This is a genomic window from Nocardia sp. NPDC059229 (assembly GCF_042754165.1).
Lineage (GTDB): Bacteria > Actinomycetota > Actinomycetes > Mycobacteriales > Mycobacteriaceae > Nocardia.
Genome location: NZ_JBHZAK010000012.1, coordinates 250,729 through 273,410 on the forward strand (window position 1 = coordinate 250,729; position 22,682 = coordinate 273,410).

A 22,682-nucleotide genomic window follows, 5' to 3' on the forward strand; every position below is an offset into this window, starting at 1 on the left:
ATGAGCGGTAATGATGGCGCACGGAATTCGGAACACCATGACAGCGCTCGGGCTCTGCGGAGTGCTCCTGTCGGCGACCGCGTGTGGCGGATCGGCCACGAAGCCCCCGGCGACCACCGCACCCCCGGCGGGCACCACCATGACCCTCGACGGCGCCGTCTACGGTCAGCCGATCGTGGCCGGAGACACGGTCTTCGCCGCCACCGAGAACGATTCGGTCTACGCGATCGCCAACGGCGACGTCCGGTGGCGCACCCACCTCGCCGACCCGGTCGCGGGCTCGGACCTCCCGTGCGGTGACATCGACCCGGTCGGCATCACCGGCCGGCCGGCGTACGACGATGCGGCACACCGCCTTTACGTCGTCGCCGAATCCGCGGGCGCGCACAAGACCCTCTACGGCCTCGATTCCGGCACCGGCGCGATCACCCTCCGCGTTCCCGTCGACCCGCCGTTCAGCGATCCGCCCGCCACGCTGCAACGTCCCGCCCTGACGGTGCGCGACGGCCGCGTCTACGCTGCCTTCGGCGGTAACTACGGCGACTGCGGCACCTACACGGGAGCGGTTGCCGCCGTGGATGTTTCGACCAGCGCGGTCGGGTGGTACCGGGCCTCGACGAGCGGCCGGGGCGGCATCTGGGCACCCGGTGCGGCGGCCGAGGCCGATGGGCTCCTGTACTACTCGGTCGGCAATGGCGACGCCGAACCGGGAGACGCCTACGACGACACCGATTCGGTCATCGCCCTGACCCCCGACCTGCGCCGCACCGACTTCTTCGCCCCCGCGGGCTGGGCCCAGGACAACGCCGCCGACCACGATCTGGGCAGCATGAACCCGGTGCTGGTCCAGGGCCGCCTGGTCATGGCCGGGAAATCCGGCGACGGCTACGTTCTCGATCCCGCGCACCTGGGCGGAATCTCCTCGGCCGCACCCGCTTTCACCGGTTGCCGCGCCTTCGGCCCGGCCGCGGTCGCGGATGAGGTGGCCTACCTGCCGTGTGCCAACGGCACCATGGCGATTCGCGTGACCGCCCCGGGCGCTGCCACGGTGCTGTGGCGCACCACCGCTCCTGCGAACGGCCCGCCGGTGGTCGCCGCCGGGCGCGTCTGGGCGACCGATTGGCACGCCGGCACGCTCTACGCCCTCGACCCGGCCACCGGAAATGTGCTCGCCCAGTACGGAACCGGGCCGGTTCCGCACTTCGCCACCCCTGCTGTTGGAAACGGCGTGCTCATCCTCGGCACCACGGCCGGGGTGGAGACCTTCCGGCTTCCCTAGCCCCGCACCGGATTCCGGCGCGGGGGGAGCGGTCAGTTGCAGGGCTGCAACGGGAAACAGGCGGGCGCGATGGTCGTCGACGGCAGCGTCGGGTCCACCGAATGCGTCGAGGTGGTCGCCTGGACGACCGTGGAGTGCGGCGGCTGCTGTTTGCTGGGCGTCGGCGTGGACCGGCCCGTGCAGGCGATGGCGATCACCAGGATGATCACCGCCAGCACCAGGCCGCCGATGATCGGCAGATCCTTGCGACGCTTCTGCCCGGTCCCGCTCGTGGCCTGACGCTCGTTCCACAGCGGGAACCTCTCGCGCTCCTGCGACGGACCGGAAGGACCGGGCTGCGGCCAGGATTGGGGGCCCGGCCCGAAACCCGGCGGCGCGGGTTGACGCGGCTGCGGCGGTTGCCCGAACTGCGGCGCACCGGGCGGTGCGGGCAGGGGCTGGGTCGGCGCGGGCTGCGTCGGCCGCCCGGCCGGGGCCGCGCCCGGGATCGGTGTCGGAGGCGGTGGCGTGCCCCGGCTCGGCGCCTTCGGGTCGGACCTGCCCGTCAGCGCGCGGTAGGCCCGCTCGGCCGCTGTCGCCGAGGTAGCGCCCGCGATCGCGGCCGCGGCGGCACTGCCTTCGCCGGTGCGGCGCGCCGGATCCTGCGGTACGACAGGACGATCACCACCGCTCGCAGATTCGGCAGCGGGTCCCGGCTCGGTCGGGCCGGGACCGCTCTCGCCGGAATGGACGGGCACCGACGGGACCGACGGCACCATCACCTCGGTCGGCCGGTTCGCGAACGGCAGGGGAGCGTCCCGTGCCGAGTCCGGCACCGGGAATCCCTCCGACACCAGATCGGAATAGGTTGCTGCGGCGGCGAACCCGAGCGCCCCCAGCGCCTGCCCGACCTGTCCCGCATCCCACGACGCCGGGGCGCCCTCGGCCAGCGTGGTGAAATAGGCGCGCAGCGACGACGGCCCGTCGCCGATCAGCACGTCGATACCGGTGGGCAGCGCGCCCTTCTCCAGCTTCACGCGACTGCCCAGCTGCGGCACCAGCAGCACCAGCCCGCTGACCGGTACATGCTCGCGTCCGGGTGCGGATCGCAATTGCCCGGCGAGGTCCACGGTCTGGCGGCGCACCCGCTCCAGCGGATCGGCGTCCCCGTCGATGGGTGCGGGCTTGCCGTCCACGGTCCACGGCTGATCCTGCGCGCACGCCAGGGTCCCGGTCACCCGCTCGGTGAACCCGTGCACGCCGACCACCACGCAGGTCTGCGGCGTCCACACCACCACATCGGCGTCCTGGCACTGCACGACCGCGATCCCGGGCACGGCGTGCGGTCCGCTCCAGGATTTGAGCCAGTTCACCACGGTGCGTTCGGTGCTCGACAGCCGCGACGGGTCGTCGTTACGGACCTTCACCAACATCCCAGAACCACCTCTGACCGATGCGCCTCTACCTGCCGGCCGCCCGAACCCTCGCCGCGACCACCTTACGGGGTCGCGGCACCCTCGTGTGGCCGAAAATGTACGGTCTCAGCGAATCGTCTTGCGCGGCAGCATGATCATTCTGCACGGTCGGCCCGGGACTCGGGATCCCAGGGGCTTTCGCCCCGATACGCCCGGAATGCGAACTCCGGCAGTTACCGTTCGGTAGGCGTGCTACGGGATCCGACATAGCCGTCGGGACGGACGAGCACCCAGCTGCCGCCGGCCGCGTCGTAGGCCCGCTGCGCGTCCCCCGCGGCGTCGGTGAATTCACCATTGCCGGAGGCGGATTCCGGCCGGACCACGCGCACGGTACGCACGTCCATCGCTGGGGATCCGGCCTGATCGGCCGTCGTGTCCGGGCCGAACAGCAACAGCGTGGCGTGGGGACCGCGGAACAGGTCGAACAGCCGCACGGTCTTTCCGTTGGCATCGACCAGGGGTGCGTCGGGGGCGCGATCACCGGCCCGGAGCCCCGCCGCGTCGTCGCCGGTTTCCCGATAGCTGATGTCGAGCTGGTGAGTGCCTTCGCGATCCATGGCATCCGGATCGCCCTTCACGGTCTTGTCGAGCAGTTCACTGCTCAACCCGAGGATTCGTGCGGCCACGGTGCGGCGCTCTGACTCGTAGCTCTCCAGCAGCGCCTCACTCGCGGGCCCCGGATGACGTAGCGCGGCTTCGAGTTTCCAGCCGAGGTTGTAGGCGTCCTGCACACCGGTGTTGAGTCCCTGCCCGCCGGTCGGCGGATGCACGTGCGCGGCGTCCCCGGCCAGGAACACCCGGCCGGCCCGATACCGCTGTGCGAGACGGACATTCGGCCGCCACACCGTCGACCAGGTCAGGTCGCTGAGGATGATGTCGTCACGGCGGGAACGCCGCGTGAGATGGTCCTGCAGGTCCGCCAGCTCGGTACCGGACTCGGTGTTCAGGCCGGTCGCGAACTGGAACTTCCGCCCACCCGGCAGCGGCATCAGCGCGATGCCGTCCATGGGGGAGGAGGAGTCGGCGAACCAGTACCCGACCGAGTGATCGAGCGCATCCGCGCACACGTCCCCGAGCAGCATGCGGATCGACTCGTCGGTGGTGCCCTCGAACGGAATCCCCAGCGTCTTGCGCACGATGCTGCGCCCGCCGTCCGCACCGACCAGATAGCCGGCGCGCACGGTCTCGGTCGCACCCGCGTGCTCGAGGAGCACGGTCACCCCGTCCGCGTCGGCACTGAAATCGACCACGGCCGTGGCGGTTTCGACGCGTACCCCGAACTCGGCCAGCCGCTCGCGCAGCACCCGCTCGGTGTCGGCCTGGGCCAGCACCCACGGATTCGGGTGCGGCACCGCGGATGTGGGCTCCCGCCGGGCGCTCATTCGCCGCTCCATCACGAACTGTCCGTCCAGGTGCACCAGCAGCGGCGCCTGCGGCGCGCCCTGTGCGAGCACCGCGTCGAGCACCCCGAGATCGTCGAACACCTCGAGGGTGCGCGGCTGCAGCCCGTCCCCGCGCGACCCGGCGAAGAACTCCCCGGCCCTGTCGACAATGCGGACCCCGATGCCGCGACGCGCCAGATCGATGGCGAGGGCGAGCCCGGTCGGCCCGGCTCCCGCGACGAGGACCTGCGGATTCATGGCAACTCCAATGCTGAATCAAAATTCACTGAATTCGAATTCAGTATTGTGGGTGGTACCTTCCGCTGTCAAGGAGGTGGATGGTGGCAGCCCGCCGCAGTGAGAAGTCGGCCGAGACCGAACAGGCGCTCAAGCACGCCGCCCGGCAGTTGTTCGCCGACCGCGGCTACCTCAATACCAAGATCACCGACATCACCGCGGCCGCCGGCCGGGCCGCGGGCTCGTTCTACAACCACTTCGCGAGCAAGGAGGAGCTGCTCCAGTCGCTGCTGAAAGACCTTGCCGACGAGAGCGATACCTCCGCCGAGGACCCGGCGCACACCGCCGACTTCACCGACCCGGAGTCGGTGCGCTACCACATCGCGAGCTACTGGTCCTTCGCCCGCACGAACTGGCCGGTCCTGCGCGCCGTCCAGCAGGCGGCCCTGGTCAGTGACGACTTCGCCCACATCGCAGCGCGTTTCGCCACCGAGCAGCGCGACGAGGTGGCCGACCACCTCGACGGTTTCGTCCCCGCCGGCCTGCGCCTACCCGGCTCCGCCGACGCCAGCCTGGCGATGATGTTCGTCTCGGCCACCGGCCTGTTGCAGGCGGTGGAGGAGGGCGGCCTGGCGCTCACCGACGAGCAGGCCGTGGACGCCCTCACCCGATTCGTCTACCGCGGCCTCACCGGCCGCGATCTCGACTGACGAAAACCTCAGGGCACCAACACGATCGAACCGGTGGTCCGGCGTCCCTCCAGATCCCGGTGCGCCTGCTCGGCCTGCGCCAGCGGATAGCTGCCGCCGATCCGGATGTGCAGCGTGCCGTCGGCGATGGCGTTCATGATGTCGCCTGCGCGCCACAGCAATTCGGCCCGATCCCGGGTGTAGTGCGCCAGCGTGGGACGGGTCACGAACAGCGAGCCCAGCGGATTGAGCCGCTGCAGATCGAACGGCGGCACCGGCCCGCTGGCCGCGCCGAACAGCGCCACCATGCCGCGAATCCGGGTGGCGGCCAAGCTGGACTCGAAGGTGGAGGCGCCCACGCCGTCATAGGTGGCGGCCACGCCCGCCCCGTCGGTCAGCTCCCGCGCCCGCGCCGCGATGTCCTCCTCATAGCGCAGCACCTCGGCCGCCCCGGCGTCCCGCGACAGCTTCTCCTTGTCGTCGGTCGACACCGTGGTGATCACCCGGACCCCGCGCGCCGCCAGCAACTGCGTCAGGATCAGCCCGACACCACCGGCTCCGGCGTGCACCAGCACGCTCTCGCCCGGCTCGGGCTTGTAGATCGACTCGATCAGATAGTGCGCCGTCATGCCCTGCAACAGCGCCGACGCCGCCACCGCCGCATCCACCCCGTCCGGCACCGGAATCGCCACGGCCGCAGGCACGACCACCTGCTCGGCGTAACTGGCCGGCGCGGCCGCCCACGCCACCCGATCCCCGGCCCGGAACTCGGTGACGTCGGGCCCGACCGCGGTGACCACACCGCTGCCCTCGGATCCCGGAATGTAGGGCACCGCCTGCGGGTACCGCCCGGTCCGAATGTAGGTGTCGATGAAGTTGATTCCGCTCGCCTGCGTCCGCACCAGCAACTGCCCGGGCCCGGCCTGCGGGTCCGGCACCTCCACGTACCGCAGGACTTCGGGACCCCCGTGCTCGGAAACCTGGATGGCGCGCATGGAATCAGTCTTACATCGCCGCGGCCACGCGGTGCGCGGCGGCTCGCGGAGTGTGAGATGTGCGGCGGTTCATGGACGCTGAATTACCGGTGGGTAAACTGCAGCGCATGAGCGCTACCACCGCCCCGGCATCCGAGAAGCTGTCGCCGTCCGTCGTGGATTCCGTGAAGGGATTCGTCGCCGAGCACGGCGGTTCCGCGACCGCGGTACTGCAGCCCATCGGCCGCGTCGGCGTCCGCATCACCCTGGTCGGCGCCGACGGCGTTCTGGGCGACCGCGTCGTCGGGTCCATGGCGGCCGCCAAGTCCCTCGTGGAGACCGTGAACGGCCTGTCCGAGACCGAGGAGTGGGACCGCGAGCTCATTTCCAAGGTCACCCCGGCGAAGGGCCACTGGGCCAAGATGGCAGGCTGGGTCGCACACCAGAAGCGATTCCCCAAGGCGCGCAACGAGAAGTGACCGCGCCCGCAGCCGGCGGGGGCGGAAAGGACCGGATCGACGTGTCAGGGCGCGTGACCAAGCAAGCGCAACTGCGTTCGGCGCTCACCACCCTGTGCGCGAATCTGCGTCCCGGTGAGATGCTGCCCAGCGAACGCCAGTTGTGCGACGACTACCGGGTCAGCCGCATGACCGTGCGCGAGGTACTGGGTCAGCTCGAATCCGAGGGCGTCATCACGCGCGTCCCCGGCAAGGGCACCTTCGTGGCCGAGCGGGTGGCCCGTTCCCGGCTGCACATGGCCTCGTTCACCGACGACATGCGCCGGCTGGGCCGCACCCCGAGCACGGTGGTGCTGCACACCGATCATGCGGTGCCGCCCCCGGCCTCGGCGACGGCGCTCGGGCTGACCGCGAACACCAAGGCGTACCACCTGGTTCGGCTGCGGCTGGCCGACGGGCTGCCCATGTCCATCGACGACGGCTGGTACCGCGCCGATCTGCTGCCGGAACTGCTGGATCGCGAACTGACGCAGTCGCTCTACGCGCTGTTCTCCCGCGAGTACGACTGCCCGATCGACCGCGCCGAGCAGAGCGTGCGCGCGGTGGCCGCCGACGAGCGGCACGCGGGCTGGCTGGGCACCGAAACCGGTTCGCCGCTACTGGCTTTCGATCGGATCTCGTATTCGCGCGACCGGGCCGTGGAGCACGCGCAGTCCTGGTACCGGGCCGATCGGTACCAGGTCTACATGACCGTCTCGGCCGAGGACAGCTGACCGGCCTACCGGCAATGAATGAGCCGCCGCCCGATCGGGCAGCGGCTCAATTCTTTTCCGGTCTGGTGCGGAGTCTTTCCCGTCTCACATGGAGAACAGCACCGAGCCCGTGGTGACCGGGCCGGTGAGCGCGTTCAGGGCCGATCCCGGGCTGCTGTCCATGACCACCACCGGCACGGCCGCGCTCAGGCCGAGGCGGCGAACGGCGTTGGGGGAGAAGGTGATCAGCGGATCACCCGCGGTGACCCGATCGCCCTCGGCGGCCTTCACCTCGAAGAGGTCCGGCTTGCCGACGGTGTCGATGCCGACGTGCAGCAGTACGCCGGTGCCGTCGTCGGTGACGATGACCGCGGCGTGCGGGTGCAGCTTCACGAGCGATCCGGTGACGGGGGCGACCACGGTGGTGGCGGCATCGGTGTCGAGGGGTTCGATGGCCACGCCCGCGCCCACCATCTCGGCCGAGAAGACCGGATCGGGGACCTCGGACAGGGGCATGGCGCGGCCGTCGAGCGGCGCGAGAATCTCGGTGCTCATGGCGGTCAGATCAAGTCGTTGATGTCTTCGGCCAGGGCGTCGGCGCTCGGCCCGACCACGACCTGAACCGCGTCACCCATCTTGACGACGCCGTGCGCGCCGGCGGCCTTCAGTGCCTTCTCGTCGACCAGGTTCGCATCCTTCACTTCGCAGCGCAGGCGGGTGATGCAACCCTCCACCTCGACAATGTTGCCCGCGCCACCGAGTCCGGCGATGATCTGATCCACTTTCGACATTTTTCCTCCGTGCGTGTCGAGTAGACAAAGCTGGTTATAACCAGTATATGTCTGGTTATAACCAGTGACGCTAGCTGATCGTGAACAGTACGCGTGACTCCATTCACAGACTGAGGACCATCCATGGCCGATGCCGTCGAGAGCTCCCGCAAGAAGCTCGATCTATCCGGACTGCAGAAGCTCGGCCGCAGCTTGATGCTGCCGATCGCCACGCTACCCGCTGCCGGACTGTTGCTCCGGCTAGGACAGGACGACATGCTCGGCCGGTTCTCGCCGATGCGGTCCGCCGCCGCCGTACTCGCCGGTGCGGGCGGCACCCTCATCGACAACCTGCCGCTGCTGTTCGCGGTCGGCATCGCCATCGGCTGGGCGAAGAAGGCCGACGGTTCCACCGCGCTCGCGGCGGTGGTCGGCTACCTCGCCTTCACCGGTGTCCTCAAGGCCATGTCGCCGGTGGTGCTGGACGGCAGCTGCGGCCCGGTCCTGGGCTGGCTGTTTCGGGCGGCGCACTGGAACTGCCCGGTCGTCGACGTCGCAAAGGCCCCGGCCGCACAGCTCGTCAACTTCGGCGTCCTCGGCGGCATCGTGATGGGCCTGACCGCGGCCACGCTGTGGCAGCGCTTCCACCGCACCCAGCTGCCCGACTACCTGGGCTTCTTCTCCGGGCGTCGGCTGGTGCCGATCCTGACCGCGTGCGCGGCCGTCGTGATCGGTGTGCTCATGTCCTTCATCTACCCCGCCTTCAATTCCGCGCTGACCTGGCTGGGCACCACCGTCGCCGACAACTCGGTCGCGGGCGGCGGCATCTTCGGCTTCGCCAACCGCATGCTGCTGCCGCTGGGCCTGCACCACATCATCAACTCGGTGGTCTGGTTCGTCATCGGCGACTACCACGGCGCGCACGGCGACATCCCGCGCTTCCTGGCCGGCGACCCCTCGGCCGGCACCTTCATGACCGGCTTCTTCCCGATCATGATGTTCGGCCTGCCCGCCGCGGCCATCGCCATCTGGCGCCACGCCCGCCCCGAGCACCGCAAGATGATCGGCGGCATCATGCTGTCCACCGGTCTGACCGCGTTCCTGACCGGCATCACCGAGCCGCTGGAGTTCTCGTTCATCTTCGTGGCCTGGCCGCTGCTGGTGATCCACGCGTTCTTCACCGGCACCTCGCTGGCGCTCACCAATGCGCTCGGGATCCACGACGGGTTCACCTTCTCGGCCGGTGCCATCGACTATCTGCTGAACTTCGGCAAGGCCACCCACCCGCTGCTGCTGATTCCGATCGGACTCGGCTACGCGGCCCTGTACTACGTCACCTTCAGCTTCATCATCAAGCGCTGGAACCTGCCGACACCCGGCCGGGAACCGGACGAGTCCGAGTTCGAGAAGGAGAACATCGCAGCATGATCACCCGCACCGCCGTAGTCGCGTCCGAGACCGGACTGCACGCCCGTCCTGCTGCCCTGTTCGCCAAGGCCGCCGGGGAAGCCGGTGTCCCCGTCCAGATCTCGGTCGGCGACAAGGACCCCGTCGCCGCCAACAGCCTGCTGCAGGTGATGACCCTGGGCGTCAAGCAGGGCGACACCGTCACCCTGCACGCCGAGGACGGCGCCGACGCGGCCCTCGATACGCTGGTCGCGATGCTGGAGACAGATCTTGACGCGTGAGGTGCGCGGTGTCGCCGCCGCTCCCGGGATCGCCGTCGGATCGGTGAAGTGGCTGGCGCCCGCGCCGGTCACCAGCCGGGACGACGCGCCCGGGAGCGACGTCGAGGCCGAAATCGCCCGCGCGGAGGCCGCTTTCGAGACGGTCGCCGGCCGGTATTCCGCGCAGGCCCTCGACGCGCAGGGCCCGGCGGCGGACATCCTGTTCATGACCTCGGCGCTGGCCGCGGATCCGGCACTGCTGGATCAGGTGCGTGCCGAGATCCGGGGCGGGACGCCGACCGCGCACTCGGTGACCGAGGCGGTGGCGCATTTCGGCGCGCAGCTGGCCGCGCTCGGCGGCATGATGGCCGAACGGGCCTCGGATCTGCGGGACGTGGGCCAGCGGGTGGTGGCCGAGTTGCTCGGGGTGGATCCGCCCGGGATCCCGGACAGTGCAAGGCCTTTCGTGCTCGCCGCACAGGATCTGGCGCCCGCCGATACCGCGACGCTGGACCCGGAGCGGGTCATCGGGCTGCTCACGGTGGCGGGCGGGCCGACCTCGCACACCGCCATTCTGGCCAAGGCGCTGGGTATTCCGGCCGTGGTCGCCGCACCGGACGCGGCCGGGATCGCCGAGGACACCGAAGTCGTGCTGGACGGCACGGCCGGCGTGGTCGAGGTCGAGCCGACCGCGGCGCGTCGCGAGGAAGTGCTCGCGCTGCGCGCCCGGCAGGCGGCCGCGCCGACCGGTCCGGGCCGGACCGCCGACGGGCACGCCGTACCGCTGCTGGCCAATGTCGGCTCCGCGGCCGATGCGCGACTGGCGGTCGAACTCGGCGCCGAGGGTGTCGGCCTGTTCCGGACCGAATTCCTTTTCCTGGACCGCAAGTCGGCCCCGACGGTGGCCGAGCAGACCGAGCAGTACGCCGAGATCTTCCGAGTCATGGGCGACCGGTCCGTCACGGTCCGCACCCTCGATGCCGGATCCGACAAGCCGCTGCCGTTCCTCGACCTGCCCGATGAGGAGAACCCGGCGCTGGGCGTGCGCGGCCTGCGATTGAGCAGAGTCGATGAGGGGACACTGCTCGACCAGCTCACGGCCATCGACACCGCGGCCAGGCAGACCGGCACGCCGGTACAGGTGATGGCACCGATGGTCGCCACCGCGGAGGAGGCGGGGTACTTCGCCGCCCGCGCCCGCGACGCCGGGATCGGCACCTGCGGCATCATGGTCGAAATCCCCGCCGCCGCACTGTGTTCGGAGCAGCTCGGCGCGGAGGTGGACTTCTTCTCCATCGGCACCAACGACCTGTCGCAGTACCTGTTCGGCGCGGACCGCATGGCATCGTCGCTGGCGGCGCTGCACAATCCGTGGCAGCCCGCGCTGGCCGCGACCGTCGCCATGACGGTGACCGGGGCGCGCAAGCGCGGCGTGAAGGTCGGCGTCTGCGGCGAATCCGCGTCGAATCCCGAATTCGCCTGTGTGCTGGTGGGTCTCGGCGTCGAGACACTGTCCATGGCGCCCCGCTCGATCGCGGGCGTCCGGGCCCAGCTCGGCGAGGTCACCCTGGAGCAGTGCAGAGCGGCGGCGGCAGCGGTGCTGTCGGCCCGCACCGCCGACGACGCGCACCAGGCCGCGCGCCGGGCATTGGGGCGAGATACGTGACGACCACCCTGCGCGGCCGGGTCGTCACCCTCACCGAGGCGCGCGAGCTCGCCGACGGGGTGGTGTCGTTCGACGGGGCACGCCTCGACTATGTGGGCCCGGCAACGGGATTCGGCGGTGACCTGCCGGACCTGCCGGACGAGCCGCCGACCATCCTGCCGGGGCTGATCGACGTGCACTGTCACGGCGGCGGCGGATTCGGCTTCCCGGAAACCGATCCCGAGGGCGTGGCCGCTGCCGCGAACTTCCATCGCCGCCGCGGCACCACCACGCTGGTCGCCTCCCTCGTCTCCGCCACCGAGGCAGAACTGCGCGACCGTATCGACGTGCTCGGCAAGGCCATCGACGACGGCCTGCTGGCGGGCATCCACCTCGAAGGCCCGTTCATCAGCGAGCAGCGGCGCGGCGCCCACGATCCCGATCGGATCATCGCCGGTGATCCGGCCTTGCTGGAGCGGCTCCTCGACTACGCGGGCGGCCGCGTCGTGTCGGTGACCGTGGCCCCGGAAACGGCGAACTTCGACGCCCTCGCGGACGTGCTCGCCGACGCGAATGTGATTCTCTCCCTGGGACACACCGTCGCCGACTACGCGCAGTCCGTGCACGCCATGCGCCGCGGCGGGCGGGTGTCCATCACCCACCTGTTCAATGCCATGCCCGAGCTGGCGCACCGCGACGCCAACTTCCTCACCGCCGCCATGGCCGCGGCGGGACGCGGGGATGTGGTGGCCGAGGTCATCGGCGACGGCGTGCACCTGGCCGACGGCACCGTGCGCATGGTCTTCGACACCATCGGTCCCGACAATCTGGCCCTCATCACCGACGCCATGGCCGCCGCCGGGCAACCCGACGGGCGCTACCAGCTCGGCAGCCTGGATGTCGTGGTGCGGGAAGGCATCTCGCGCATCTACGACCCGGACGGGGAGGGCGCCATCGCCGGCGGCACCGCCACCGCCGCGGAAGTGCTGCGCCGCACCGTCTTCCACGCGGGCGTCGAGCTCACCGCGGCGGCCACCGCCGCGTGCGCCACCCCGGCCCGCCTGCTCGGCATGGCCGACGACATCGGCGCGCTGGCTCCGGGCATGCGCGCCGACGTCCTGGTCGCCGACCACCACCTCAACCCCGTGACCGTGTACAAGGATGGAGCGCAATGGAACTTGTGATCACCGACAACGCGGCCGAGGCCGGTGTGCTGGCCGGCCGCATCATGGCCGACCACGTGCGCCGCGGCGCCCGCGCCATCGGGCTGGCCACGGGCTCCTCACCGCTGGGCGCCTACCGGGAGCTCATCCGGCAGTATCGCGAGGAGGGACTGAGTTTCGCGGGCGTGCAGGCGTTCCTGCTCGACGAGTACATCGGCCTGCCGCCGGGACATCCGCAGTCCTACCGGCAGTTCATCCGTGACGAGTTCACCTCGCACGTCGACTTCGCCGATGCCGACGTCCACAGCCCCGATGGCAATGCCGCCGACATCCCGGCGGCCGCGGCCGCCTACGAACGCGCCATCGCCGAGAACGGGCCCATCGCCGTGCAGATCCTGGGCATCGGCGCGAACGGGCACATCGGCTTCAACGAGCCGGGCTCCTCGCTGCGCTCGCGCACCCGGGTCAAGACCCTGACCCCGACGACCCGCGAGGACAATGCCCGCTTCTTCGACGACGACCTGGAGCAGGTGCCCACCCACGTCCTCACCCAGGGCCTCGGAACCATCGGCGACGCCGGCCATCTGCTCATGATCGCCACCGGCGCGGGCAAGGCCGAGGCGGTCGCCGCCGCGGTGGAGGGCCCGCTCTCCGCGTTCTGCCCGGCGTCGATCCTGCAGATGCACCCGCACGTCACGGTCATCGTGGACCCGGACGCGGCGGCGCGCCTGAAGGCCGCCGACTACTACCGGTTCGCGGTGGCGAACAAGCCCTCCTGGCAGAGCTTCTGAACCCTATGCGCCCTGCTGCATGGCGGTGAACGGGGCCATGTCGAAGTAGTCGCGCCACGCGGCGATCCGGCCGTCGCGGACCTCGAACACCCCGGCCACCGGCAGTTCGATGTGGTTGTCGCCGAGGGTGAATCGGTCGGTGCGCTCGTTGAGCACGACAGTGCCGGTGACGGCCTGGTGATGGATGGTGAAGTCGATGCCGCCGAACGCGCCGATGAAGCCGCGCAGGAACTCCAGGATCGCGTCCTTGCCGACGAACGGCTGCATCGGAATGTTGTGGTAGACGGCGTCCTCGGTGAAGAACTCGGCGATGGATTCCGGTGTGCCGGTGCGCCATTCGGCGCACAGGGCGGTGACGACCTCGGCGGGGGACAGGGTCGTGTGGTCGATGCTCACTGCGGTGGGAGACCTTTCGTACGGGTGACCTGAACTGCAGGGGTCAAATTTCCCGGCGGCCCCGACGGTGTCAAGGGTGGTCTCGCAGTGAGACTCTCACTCGTCCGCGTCTCGGTGTTTCAGGACGTCAGCGCTCCACCCAGGATCGCGGTCACCATGGCGTGCACGGCCTCGGTCTCGGGCCGGGCCGCGGTGCGGTCGGCGAAGAGCAGGTGTCCCGATCCGATCAGCGTGCGAGCGAGTAGATCGGTGTCGCAGGTGGCCGCGAGGCGGCCGGTGTCGACCTCGGCGGCGAGGTATCCGGCGATCAGCTCGGTGGCCTCGGTCAGGACGGGGACACCGACCGGCCGGCGCTGCCGCAGCCGGGCGCGCAGCTCGTCCCGATAGGTGACCAGGCTGACGATGGCCACCGCCACCGTCTCGAACACGGCGGTCAGCGCCTCCGTGAGATTGCCCGGCACCGTGGCCTCCCCGGCCCGGTCGCGCAGTGCGGCGCCGAGCCGCTCCACCCGGACGATCCTGTCCTCGACCAGCTCGGCGAGGAACCCGTCGAAATCGGCGAAATGCCGGTGCAGCACGCCTTTCGCGCACCCGGCCTCGGCGGTGACGGACCGGCTCGTCAGCCCGCTCGGCCCGTCCCGCAACAGAATCCGCTCGGCCGCGTCGAACAACTGCTCCCGTGCATCCCGAATGGCCACCCCGGTGGGCACCCCGCACTCCTTCATGTCGGCCGGACCCAATCCATTTGCGGAGTGGGCAAGTGCCCACTTAGAGTGGGCGCATGGTCACTCTACCGCCCTCGGGCCCCGAACCCGCAGACCAGAGCCCCCATCGAGCCCGGCACATCGCGGAGTCGTTCGGTATCGACGCCGCCCGCTATGACCGCACCCGCCCGGCGTATCCCGCCGCCATGATCGAGCGCATCCTCGCGGCAAGCCCCGGCAAGGACGTCCTCGACGTCGGCTGTGGAACCGGTATTGCGACCAGGCAGTTCCGCGATTCCGGCTGCACGGTGCTCGGCGTCGAACCCGATGCCCGCATGGCCGACTTCGCTCGCGAAACCGGTGTCGACGTGGAGGTCGGCACCTTCGAGGAGTGGGATCCGGCAGGCCGCACCTTCGACGCGGTGATAGCCGGAACCGCTTGGCACTGGGTCGATCCGGTGCAGGGCACGGCCCGGGCGGCGCAGATCCTGCGCCCCGGCGGCCGGCTCGCCGCCTTCTGGCCCCTCGCCCAGCTGCCGCCCGACGCGGCCGCGGCCTTCGCCGCGGTCTATCGCCGCCTGCTGCCGGACACACCCGTCGCGCGGGTCGCGGACCGCCCCGCCCTCGAGATCTACCAGCCGATACTCGACACGGTGGCCAAGGGAATCCGCGAATCCGGAGCCTTCACCGACCCCGAGCAGTGGCAGTTCGATTGGCGCCACACCTACACCCGCGATGAATGGCTCGACCAGATCCCCACTCACGGCACCCTCACCCAGGCCCCACCCGACACCCTCGCCGCCGTCCTCGACGGCATCGGCGCGGCCATCGACGCCCTCGGCGGCGCTTTCACCGCCTCCTACGCCACGGTCGTCGTGACAGCCGCAGTGCGACCCGGCCGATCCGCCCCGGCCGCACCGAGCTGATCCGGAAAAGCCTGCGCGGGTTCGTGATCGAGCAGCTCGACGCAGTCCGGTCCCTTGCTCGGCTGTGCACCGGGACCCCTGCGGCCTGCGTCCGGGAGCGCCCGCATTGCCGGGTCCATGCTCACCGTGCCCGTTTGCGTGCCCCCGTTGCGGCGGCTGTCCGGCGTGCCATCAGGTGATGCGGGATAGCTTGTGCGGGTTGGTGATCGAGTAGATCGTCTGGATTCGGGTACCGGCCGGGTCCAGGTCGACGACGACGGCAGCCAGGGGGCTCTCGTCGGAGAACACCAGGACGCAGGGGTCTTCGGCCACCCAGCGGTAGCGAATGGCTAGGTGCCCGGCGGGGAGGTCGGCGGCCACGGCCATGAAGACCGCGGCGACCCGGTCGCGGCCGTGGACGGGTTCCAGGCTCTGGGCCCGGCCCGCGCCGCCGCTGTCGGTCCACAGGGTGACATCGGGGGCGAGGACCTCGAGCATGGTGGCGAGGTCACCGCGCAGCGTAGCCTCGGCCAGGCGCTCGCTCAGCCCGGCCTGGAAGTGCTGATCTCGCCGGCGAGGCCGGCGCTCGTGGATGTGCTTGCGGGCGCGGGAGGCGAGCTGGCGGACCGCGGTGGGGGAGCGGTCGAGCATGGCCGCGATCTCGGGGTGGCCGAAGCCGAACACATCGTGCAGGACGAAGACCGCGCGCTCCAGCGGAGACAGGGTTTCCAGGACCACGAGGACCGCCATGGACAGCGATTCCTTGCGTTCCACGACGCCGGACACCTCGTCCTCGGTGGTGACCAGCGGTTCGGGAAGCCAAGGGCCGACGTAGGTTTCGCGTCGTTTGCCGATCTCGGTGCGCCGCGCCAGGGCGTGATTGGCGACCACCCGGATCAGGTAGGCGCGGGCATTGTCGACCGGTGCCGCGGCGGGGTCACGGTGCCGCGCTGCCCACGCCAGCCAGGCCTCCTGGAGCACGTCTTCGGTATCGGCGACGCTGCCGAGCATGTTGTATCCGACCGCGAACAGCAGTTCGCGGTAATCGAGAAAGCGCGCGGTGACCTCGTCGGAGGCCGCGTGCGGTGGCTGTGCCGTCATGATTCATCTCCCTTCTCTCGCCACCGAAGAGCCGGGCGGCCCGGAAACTGTGACATGGCGGCCCGGATCGTGTTCCGCGTCACCGAAACCCGCGCCCATGTCACTGTTCGCGGTCACCGTGTCTCTGTGTTGTCGTCCGGGGAGGGTCCCCGGGGCCGAGGAGACCGACCATGACCACCACACCCTCCGGCGCGGACCGTGCCCTGTTCATCCGGGCCGGCGAGGCCGAACAGCTGCCGGGCCTGGGCGTGCACCTGTATGCCGACCACGATATGACCGGCGGAAAGCTCAGCGCCAACCGCGCGGTCCTGCCCCGCGGAACCGATGGCCCACCGCCGCACTTCCACACCAGCTCCGCAGAGCTGTTCTTTCTGCTGGGTGGCACGCTGCGGGTACTGGCCGGGGAAGAGATCCTCACCATGCGCGAGGGGGATTTCCTGCTGGTTCCGCCCGCCATGGTGCACGCCTGGGCCGCCCCCGCCGATTCGGCGGCCGATGTGTTGATCGTGTTCACGCCCGGCATCGAACGCTTCGAATACTTCCGGATGGGTGAGCGGCTCCGCCGCGGCGACGGCGATCCGCTCGAAATCCTGCGCACCCAGGAGCGTTTCGACAATCACTTCGTCGACAGCCCGCTCTGGCGCGAATCCCGGATCGACCCGGCGGCGGTCGAACCATGGCAGCAGCGCCGATAATGAACCGGTGACCGAGCGTGCAGCGAGCCGGACAGCGGTCCTGGTCTGCCAGGGCCGCGCCGTGGCGGACGGGCGAATGGGCGTCGGGCGGTTCTCCGACCCGGTCGCGGTCGAACTATTGGTCGACGGCGAACACGAACTGGTCGATCTCGTGCGCGCGGGCGTGGTGCCGAAGGGGTTCGGCGCGCGGATGGAGTACGAATTGCTCTCCGCCACTTCGGAAGTGCTGGCGGCCCGCACGGTCGCCATCGACGAGGCGGTGCGGGAGAGTGCGCATCCGCAGCTGGTGATTCTGGGCGCGGGGCTGGACGCGCGCGCCTGGCGCATGCCCGAACTGGCGGGAGTCGCCGTGTTCGAGGTGGATCATCCGGCGTCCCAGACCGAGAAGCGGGAACGGCTGGGGGAGCGGGAAGCCCTGGCAGACGTCCATTTCGTCCCGGTCGATTTCGGTAGGGACTCCCTCGGGGCCGCCCTCACCACGGCCGGCCACGACGAGACCGGGCCCACCACCTGGATCTGGGAGGGCGTCGTCCCCTACCTGACGCCCGCCGAGGTCGCCGAGACCGTCACCGAGGTGGCGAAGCGCAGTGCCCCCGGCAGCCGCCTGATCATCACCTACCCGACCCCCAATCGGGCGCACCACTACGGCCGCAAGGCCATGGAGCTGTTGCTGTCCGTCTCCGGCCGCACCAATCCCATGGCCGGTGAACCGCAGCGTTCGAGCTGGACCCCCGAGGCGATGGCCGCAGTGCTCGCCGAGCGCGGCTTCTCCGTCACCGCCGACCGCGACCTGCAATCGGTCGCGGTCGAGGCGGGAATCGAGGGCAAACGCACTTCGGTCCGCGCCGGCGGTCACCTTGTCATCGCCGATCGGCGCTGACCCTGGTCAGTTCAGCGTGACGACCCAGGAGCCGTTGCAGCCGCGGTTGGTGTCGCGGTTGGGGTCGTAGTTCCACACCGCCTGCAGGTCCGAGTCCTTCTGAATGTTGAAATCACCCGTCGGCGACTGCGCCGGCTCACCGTTGTACAGCAGCAGGCTCAGGTCGTCCGGGTAGATCGTCCAGGACCCGTTGTAGCCCGCGGGGTAGTTCATGGTCACCGTGGTGGTGCGGCCGGCGTGGTTCTGCACCACGATGCACGAATTCGGATAATTGGCCTGAGCCTGGGCCGGTGCCGCGGCCAGCACGATGGCCGCCACCCCGACCGCGGCAGCGGCCACCGGTGCCGCTGCCTTCGCCACCAGACCACGCCCGCCGTTGGGAACGTTCCACATGATGCCTGACCTCCGTCTGAATTCCACCGCCCGAATGGCTGATTGGATGAGACGAAGTTATCCACCGCACCCAGCGGGTCTCTTATGAAATCCTTGTCGCCGCGACCCGGCGGTTGTCGTCCGCCTCCATCGGATCGGCAGCGATCAGGCCCAGCCGTTCCCGCACCGCGCGCACCGAGATATCCACGTGCCCAATCGCGATTTCGCGAGTCCGTTCTTCACAATCCGTGAGACATTCGACGGCCCGGCCACGCGGGAATTCGGCCGAGAGGCGGCTCAGCGCCTCGGCACACCGGATCCTGAGATAGGAATAGACAGTGGAGTCGAAGATTGCCTCGACGACAGGGACAGCGGGCACATAGTCGAGCCGGGCCAGAACATCGACCAGACTGCACTGGTCATAGATGTAATCGTTGCCGCCGCCATGGGCGGCCTCCAGATAGTCGAACAACCTTGGCGCATCTGATTTTTCGCCGATATCTGTGAGCAGTGACAGCGCTGCGCCACCGATCGAGCTGTCCAGGTCTGCGTGCGCCCGCGCCCACACCAACGCCCGAGGTGACCGCAGCCGCCCCAACTGCCGACGCACCGCGACCCGCACAGCCGGCGTGGCAGCCCCCTCCGCGACCACCGCGGGTGCAACGTCCCAGAGCACCCCTTCCCAGTGCTCATCCGTGATCCCGGCCGGTGAAATCTCTTGAACAAGACCGGATTCCGCGGCAACCCGAAGGATCCTTTCGCGCTCGGCAGCATCTCGCGTCGCCGGCCCGGACGGCCCCGTCGGCGGGCGTGCCCGCTTCCGCTCCACATCGGAAATCACCCTGTCGATCCGTGCGCTGGCGCGCCGCCACACCGGCCAGGGTCCTGCGGAGGAATCCTGACCCCACTCGATCGCCCGGCGAAGCTGCTCGTCATCGGCCGCCCCGAGCGCCTCCTCGAGCAGCCCCTCGGCCTCCGGATGCTCGAAGAACGGCACGAGGGTGCCGAATGCCAAATCGAAGTCGCGACCTGTCCGCAGATAGCGCCGCAACTCGGCCACGGTGCCCAGCACCCCGCGGCGCGCGAGCAGCTCGAACACCCGGACCGCGAGCCATGCATCCGAATCGCCGCTCGCATCGACCGGCCGCGCGTACGCGGCACGCAAAAGTCGCAGATCCATCCCCAATTCGGCGACCAGCGTCGCGTAGAGCCACCCTCGCTGCTCGACCTGATGGTCCCACCGCGGATCATCCACGATGCAGCCGATCACGTACTCCGCAGCCAACTCTCGCTGACCCAGCGCCGCCGCATACGCTGCACCCCGCCCACGCTGGATCATCCCCAGCAGCGAATCAGGTTCCGCCCAATCCGCTTCCACGATCGGCACACCGTCACTGTTCTGCATGGCAGGGCAGGTTCAGCGGCAGCGTGTCAGCCGGCGGTGCCGCCAGATAGTCGGCACTGAGGTCACAGCCCTCGGCGATATCAGCCTTGCCCGGCGTGAACCCGAGTTCGAATGGCGCCAGCGCGTCCGCGAGGGCCGCTTCCACGTCGGAGGCATCGCACGGGGGAGTGCATACCGTGATTCGCGAACCAGCCATCCTGACATCAGATCATCCGTGCCACGGTGTGGCCCAGCGATATTCCACCACGCGTTAGGGTCTGGACCGTGGGCAACACCTTCAGCGCGCGGGCCTCGGGCGCGGATGTCTACATGACCAATGGCGGCACCGATGTGTTCTGCGATGTGCTGGCGCTGGCCGGCTCCGCGCCGGCCCGCACACCGTGGCAGCAGAACCTGATCCTGCGCTTCTGTGACGCCGAACGGTACGCCCACGGCTTCGGCGGATTCGACCTCGACGACCTCCCGTGGACCGACGACTTCCCGCAGGAGAAGGAGTTCTTCGTCCTCGGCAACTCGAATCGCATCGCACGATCTCGCTCGAGTGTCGGCCATCGTGGGCACACGTCTCGATTCGAGCGCCCGCCATTGGCTCTACGAGGCGATAGCCTGACCGTCATAGACCGATCGGCTGTCTGGTGAACCGGGATGTCGATCGTCAGACGGGGATTGTTCGGCGAGGCCGCAAGGGTGTGCGGTCGCGGAATGCTTCGATTGCTGCGGCAACTTCGAATGGTGTTGTGGCGTGGGCGATGTCGTCGCGGTAGAGCACCCGCTCGGCGACGGTGTCCAGGTCGAATCCCCAGACCATCGACATGAGGGGATTGACGAAGAGTTCGGCACCCTTGGCGCGGGTGTGGGCCAGGGAGTGGTGATCACCGAATTCGCCGCGGGCGGCGTCGGTGATCGACGCGCAGACGATGCTCTCCTTACCCGGGGTGTGCTGCTGAACCCAGTCGACGGCCGCCAGCCAGGCATCGACGGCCGCGATGCCTGGTGTGAGAGCGAAGACGCCGTGATATGCGCCGAGTCCAGCAAGTGCGGCAACGTTTTCCAGGAAATGCGCGTGGCAGACGCCATGGTGGGCATCGACGCCGAACCCGACACAGACGGCCAGCTTGACGGGCAGGCCGAGCGCCTGCGCTGCCAACAGGCTGGTCACATCCTCGACCGGTGTACCCAATCCGGCTTCATCACCGGTCATCAGGAGATCCGTACCCCCATCGACCAACACCACCCCGTCCAGCCGGAGTTCGCGAGCCAACCATGCGTAGGCCGCCCGGACATCGGCGGGCCCACCTTTGCGAATCAGGAACACCCGATCCGGAAAGCCGTGGTTGCGCAACCACACCGCGAGGTGCTTCTCCGGAAAGTACGCGTCCGCGCCCTCGGTCTCCGCATCGATTTCGAACAGCCCGGGCGCGACCTGCCGGGCCGTGGTCCGCGTGACCGGTGTGAACGTGAGATTCGCCAGCACTACCGACTTGCCCTGCTCCTGCAGCGCGAACGCCACCGGTAGGCCACTGAGCACGTCGAACCCGCCCCCAGCTCCAGCGACCAGGACCCGCTCGCAATCCCGCAGTCGATGCAGTGCCGGTGTGTTGAACAGCGAGAGCGCACCCATCCGTCGAAGTATTCAGCACTTCCGCCGTCCGTGCCCGATCTCGCGGCTGGGTCAGCCGACTGCCATTCCCGAATTCGACTGTGCGACTCCGCTGCTCACCCATGAGCTCTCCGAGCTCGCCTCCGAGGCCCCGACGCCGCATTCGGAGAGGAATGCGGAGGAGCCGATGACGGCGTCGAGGGTTTCGCGGCGCCAGACCATGGTGGCCTGGAGGTGGCGGTCGAGTTCGGCGAACAGGCGCAGGCTGTCATGGCTCATGGCTCATGGCTCATGGCTCATGGCGCTGGCGTTTCACGGTGTCCGACTGGACGACGGCCGGAGTTCTGGCCCGCGAAGCCCTCGAGCGCTGCATTCACGCTGCTCGCGGCGAACTCTCCCTGCCGACCGAATCCACCAATCGGATCATCGATGCCGCACCAGCAGACCCCAGCAGGCTCGAGGGAGTTCTCATTGCGGCTACCTGGACAAAATTCCGCGCTGAGAGCTCCCTGAACTTGATGGGTGCCGCACTTCATCTCGGTGACGGGCTGGCTCCCGGTGTCGCGTATGCGGATTCGATGAATGGGCGGACGACGTCCAGGAACTGATCGGGGGCGGAGGAGAAGGGCAGGTGGCCGGCGGGGAGGACCTGGAGCTCGGAGCCGGGGATCAGGGCGTGAACCTTCCTGCCGTAGCGGAGCGGGAGGACCGGGTCGCGGCGGCCCCACACGATCAGGGTCGGTGCCGCGATTTCGGTTGCGCGGCCGGTGAGGTCGTAGCGGGGATCGTTGAAGCTGTGCCACAGGGCGGAGTAGGTGGCGCGGCCGATCTCGGTGCCCGCCATGCGGATCGCGCGCTCTACGACGGCCTCGTCGTGCGGGGTCGCGGGTTTCATGTAGTTGCGGATGCTGTGCGGGAGCCAGCGGCGGGCCACCAGAGCGGAGCCGTAGAGGTTGCAGTAGGCCCGGGTCAGCGGCGTCTGCCGGACGAAGCCGCCGGTGTTGACGAGGACGAGCCCGGCGACGCGCGCCGGCTGCTCCAACGCCAGGCGAGCGGCCGCGAATCCGCCAACCGAACTGCCGATGAACACCGCCGGATCCAGCTCCAGTGTTGTGACCACCTCGGCGAGCGTGTCGGCGATCCCGGCGGCGGCGATGGTCGAATTCGGTTCGGACGCGCCGTGTCCCGGCCAATCGATGGCGATCACCCGATGCTCCGCGGCCAATGCCGGGAGGATCGGATCGAAGTCGTGGTGGTCGTGCAGGGTGGCGTGCAGCAGGACCACGGTGGGCCCGGTGCCGATGTCTTCGTAGGCCAGTCGTCCGGCCGACGTGCGCATGATGTGCATACGCAACAACCCTTC

The 22,682-nt window shown here is 69.4% G+C and carries 27 protein-coding genes; 13 read left to right on the forward strand and 14 right to left on the reverse strand.

Translation table 11 applies throughout. From position 1 onward, the window contains the following. Window positions 1-37 precede the first annotated feature (37 nt). Window positions 38-1,279, forward strand: a complete 1,242-nt coding sequence (locus ACFXHE_RS26745; protein ID WP_379387201.1) for a PQQ-binding-like beta-propeller repeat protein — start codon at window positions 38-40, stop codon at window positions 1,277-1,279. Window positions 1,280-1,311: 32 nt separating this feature from the next. On the opposite strand, the gene ACFXHE_RS26750 is transcribed toward ACFXHE_RS26745, so the two are convergent. Further along, window positions 1,312-2,691 (reverse strand): hypothetical protein, encoded by a 1,380-nt coding sequence (locus tag ACFXHE_RS26750; protein WP_379387202.1) that lies wholly within the window; start codon window positions 2,689-2,691, stop codon window positions 1,312-1,314. A 215-nt stretch (window positions 2,692-2,906) separates the two neighbouring features. Then, the gene (locus ACFXHE_RS26755) at window positions 2,907-4,373 is read right to left on the reverse strand and encodes an FAD-dependent monooxygenase (RefSeq protein ID WP_379387203.1); all 1,467 of its coding nucleotides are present in this window, start codon (window positions 4,371-4,373) and stop codon (window positions 2,907-2,909) included. Window positions 4,374-4,453: 80 nt separating this feature from the next. Between ACFXHE_RS26755 and ACFXHE_RS26760 the strand changes: the two genes are divergently transcribed. Then, window positions 4,454-5,062, forward strand: coding sequence for a TetR/AcrR family transcriptional regulator (locus ACFXHE_RS26760; RefSeq protein WP_379387204.1), 609 nt, complete (start codon window positions 4,454-4,456; stop codon window positions 5,060-5,062). A gap of 8 nt (window positions 5,063-5,070) precedes the next feature. Here ACFXHE_RS26760 and ACFXHE_RS26765 read toward each other — a convergent pair whose 3' ends face one another. Continuing rightward, on the reverse strand, window positions 5,071-6,036 hold the full coding sequence (locus ACFXHE_RS26765) for a quinone oxidoreductase family protein (RefSeq protein ID WP_379387205.1): 966 nt from the start codon (window positions 6,034-6,036) through the stop codon (window positions 5,071-5,073). Window positions 6,037-6,143: 107 nt separating this feature from the next. Between ACFXHE_RS26765 and ACFXHE_RS26770 the strand changes: the two genes are divergently transcribed. After that, window positions 6,144-6,494, forward strand: a complete 351-nt coding sequence (locus tag ACFXHE_RS26770; RefSeq protein ID WP_379387206.1) for a hypothetical protein — start codon at window positions 6,144-6,146, stop codon at window positions 6,492-6,494. Between the two features lie 53 nt (window positions 6,495-6,547). Then, a complete protein-coding gene (locus tag ACFXHE_RS26775) occupies window positions 6,548-7,246 on the forward strand; it encodes a GntR family transcriptional regulator (RefSeq protein WP_379387207.1) in 699 nt (232 codons plus the stop codon). An 84-nt stretch (window positions 7,247-7,330) separates the two neighbouring features. Here ACFXHE_RS26775 and ACFXHE_RS26780 read toward each other — a convergent pair whose 3' ends face one another. Both ACFXHE_RS26780 and ACFXHE_RS26785 read right to left on the reverse strand, forming a co-directional pair. Then, complete coding sequence (locus ACFXHE_RS26780) at window positions 7,331-7,780, reverse strand: PTS glucose transporter subunit IIA (RefSeq protein WP_379387208.1); 450 nt, start codon at window positions 7,778-7,780, stop codon at window positions 7,331-7,333. Between the two features lie 5 nt (window positions 7,781-7,785). Continuing rightward, window positions 7,786-8,016, reverse strand: coding sequence for a glucose PTS transporter subunit EIIB (locus ACFXHE_RS26785; RefSeq protein ID WP_379387209.1), 231 nt, complete (start codon window positions 8,014-8,016; stop codon window positions 7,786-7,788). A 123-nt stretch (window positions 8,017-8,139) separates the two neighbouring features. On the opposite strand from ACFXHE_RS26785, the gene ACFXHE_RS26790 reads away from it, so the two are divergent. Genes ACFXHE_RS26790 through nagB form a run of 5 tightly spaced genes read left to right on the forward strand, consistent with a single transcriptional unit; the run spans window position 8,140 to window position 13,261 of the window. Next, window positions 8,140-9,423 (forward strand): PTS transporter subunit EIIC, encoded by a 1,284-nt coding sequence (locus tag ACFXHE_RS26790; RefSeq protein ID WP_379387210.1) that lies wholly within the window; start codon window positions 8,140-8,142, stop codon window positions 9,421-9,423. Then, window positions 9,420-9,683: an HPr family phosphocarrier protein gene (locus ACFXHE_RS26795; RefSeq protein ID WP_364612775.1), complete on the forward strand. Its 264-nt coding sequence runs from the start codon at window positions 9,420-9,422 to the stop codon at window positions 9,681-9,683. Before ACFXHE_RS26790 ends, ACFXHE_RS26795 begins: the two co-directional genes overlap by 4 nt. After that, entirely contained in the window at window positions 9,673-11,328 is a 1,656-nt protein-coding gene (gene ptsP / locus ACFXHE_RS26800) for a phosphoenolpyruvate--protein phosphotransferase (protein ID WP_379387211.1), read from the forward strand. The genes ACFXHE_RS26795 and ptsP overlap by 11 nt, the downstream gene beginning before the upstream one ends. Next, on the forward strand, window positions 11,325-12,491 hold the full coding sequence (locus tag ACFXHE_RS26805) for an N-acetylglucosamine-6-phosphate deacetylase (protein ID WP_379387212.1): 1,167 nt from the start codon (window positions 11,325-11,327) through the stop codon (window positions 12,489-12,491). The genes ptsP and ACFXHE_RS26805 overlap by 4 nt, the downstream gene beginning before the upstream one ends. Then, complete coding sequence (gene nagB / locus ACFXHE_RS26810; RefSeq protein ID WP_379387213.1) at window positions 12,479-13,261, forward strand: glucosamine-6-phosphate deaminase; 783 nt, start codon at window positions 12,479-12,481, stop codon at window positions 13,259-13,261. Before ACFXHE_RS26805 ends, nagB begins: the two co-directional genes overlap by 13 nt. A 3-nt stretch (window positions 13,262-13,264) precedes the next feature. Here nagB and ACFXHE_RS26815 read toward each other — a convergent pair whose 3' ends face one another. Both ACFXHE_RS26815 and ACFXHE_RS26820 read right to left on the reverse strand, forming a co-directional pair. After that, window positions 13,265-13,636 carry a limonene-1,2-epoxide hydrolase family protein gene (locus tag ACFXHE_RS26815; RefSeq protein ID WP_379387253.1) on the reverse strand — a complete coding sequence of 124 codons (372 nt, stop codon included), beginning with the start codon at window positions 13,634-13,636 and terminating at the stop codon, window positions 13,265-13,267. Window positions 13,637-13,776: 140 nt separating this feature from the next. Continuing rightward, on the reverse strand, window positions 13,777-14,367 hold the full coding sequence (locus ACFXHE_RS26820) for a TetR/AcrR family transcriptional regulator (RefSeq protein ID WP_379387214.1): 591 nt from the start codon (window positions 14,365-14,367) through the stop codon (window positions 13,777-13,779). Between the two features lie 71 nt (window positions 14,368-14,438). Between ACFXHE_RS26820 and ACFXHE_RS26825 the strand changes: the two genes are divergently transcribed. Next, entirely contained in the window at window positions 14,439-15,287 is an 849-nt protein-coding gene (locus ACFXHE_RS26825) for a class I SAM-dependent methyltransferase (RefSeq protein ID WP_379387215.1), read from the forward strand. A 171-nt stretch (window positions 15,288-15,458) separates the two neighbouring features. Here ACFXHE_RS26825 and ACFXHE_RS26830 read toward each other — a convergent pair whose 3' ends face one another. Next, on the reverse strand, window positions 15,459-16,367 hold the full coding sequence (locus ACFXHE_RS26830) for a sigma-70 family RNA polymerase sigma factor (RefSeq protein ID WP_379387216.1): 909 nt from the start codon (window positions 16,365-16,367) through the stop codon (window positions 15,459-15,461). Window positions 16,368-16,537: 170 nt separating this feature from the next. Between ACFXHE_RS26830 and ACFXHE_RS26835 the strand changes: the two genes are divergently transcribed. Continuing rightward, entirely contained in the window at window positions 16,538-17,062 is a 525-nt protein-coding gene (locus ACFXHE_RS26835) for a cupin domain-containing protein (RefSeq protein WP_379387217.1), read from the forward strand. A gap of 7 nt (window positions 17,063-17,069) precedes the next feature. Beyond that, the gene (locus tag ACFXHE_RS26840) at window positions 17,070-17,942 is read left to right on the forward strand and encodes a class I SAM-dependent methyltransferase (protein WP_379387218.1); all 873 of its coding nucleotides are present in this window, start codon (window positions 17,070-17,072) and stop codon (window positions 17,940-17,942) included. A 6-nt stretch (window positions 17,943-17,948) separates the two neighbouring features. Here ACFXHE_RS26840 and ACFXHE_RS26845 read toward each other — a convergent pair whose 3' ends face one another. The 3 genes from ACFXHE_RS26845 to ACFXHE_RS26855 all read right to left on the reverse strand — a co-directional run bounded on the left by ACFXHE_RS26845 (window position 17,949) and on the right by ACFXHE_RS26855 (window position 19,864). Then, window positions 17,949-18,335, reverse strand: coding sequence for a hypothetical protein (locus ACFXHE_RS26845; RefSeq protein WP_379387219.1), 387 nt, complete (start codon window positions 18,333-18,335; stop codon window positions 17,949-17,951). Window positions 18,336-18,417: 82 nt separating this feature from the next. Beyond that, entirely contained in the window at window positions 18,418-19,719 is a 1,302-nt protein-coding gene (locus tag ACFXHE_RS26850; protein WP_379387220.1) for a hypothetical protein, read from the reverse strand. Then, the gene (locus tag ACFXHE_RS26855) at window positions 19,706-19,864 is read right to left on the reverse strand and encodes a hypothetical protein (RefSeq protein ID WP_379387221.1); all 159 of its coding nucleotides are present in this window, start codon (window positions 19,862-19,864) and stop codon (window positions 19,706-19,708) included. Before ACFXHE_RS26855 ends, ACFXHE_RS26850 begins: the two co-directional genes overlap by 14 nt. Window positions 19,865-19,983: 119 nt before the next feature. Between ACFXHE_RS26855 and ACFXHE_RS26860 the strand changes: the two genes are divergently transcribed. Further along, window positions 19,984-20,358 carry a hypothetical protein gene (locus tag ACFXHE_RS26860; RefSeq protein WP_379387222.1) on the forward strand — a complete coding sequence of 125 codons (375 nt, stop codon included), beginning with the start codon at window positions 19,984-19,986 and terminating at the stop codon, window positions 20,356-20,358. A gap of 16 nt (window positions 20,359-20,374) precedes the next feature. On the opposite strand, the gene ACFXHE_RS26865 is transcribed toward ACFXHE_RS26860, so the two are convergent. The 3 genes from ACFXHE_RS26865 to ACFXHE_RS26875 form a co-directional block, all read right to left on the reverse strand. Beyond that, window positions 20,375-21,340, reverse strand: coding sequence for a DUF1152 domain-containing protein (locus ACFXHE_RS26865; protein ID WP_379387223.1), 966 nt, complete (start codon window positions 21,338-21,340; stop codon window positions 20,375-20,377). Window positions 21,341-21,391: 51 nt separating this feature from the next. Beyond that, entirely contained in the window at window positions 21,392-21,598 is a 207-nt protein-coding gene (locus tag ACFXHE_RS26870) for a hypothetical protein (RefSeq protein ID WP_379387224.1), read from the reverse strand. Between the two features lie 253 nt (window positions 21,599-21,851). Beyond that, window positions 21,852-22,667, reverse strand: a complete 816-nt coding sequence (locus tag ACFXHE_RS26875; RefSeq protein ID WP_379387225.1) for an alpha/beta fold hydrolase — start codon at window positions 22,665-22,667, stop codon at window positions 21,852-21,854. Window positions 22,668-22,682: the final 15 nt, after the last annotated feature.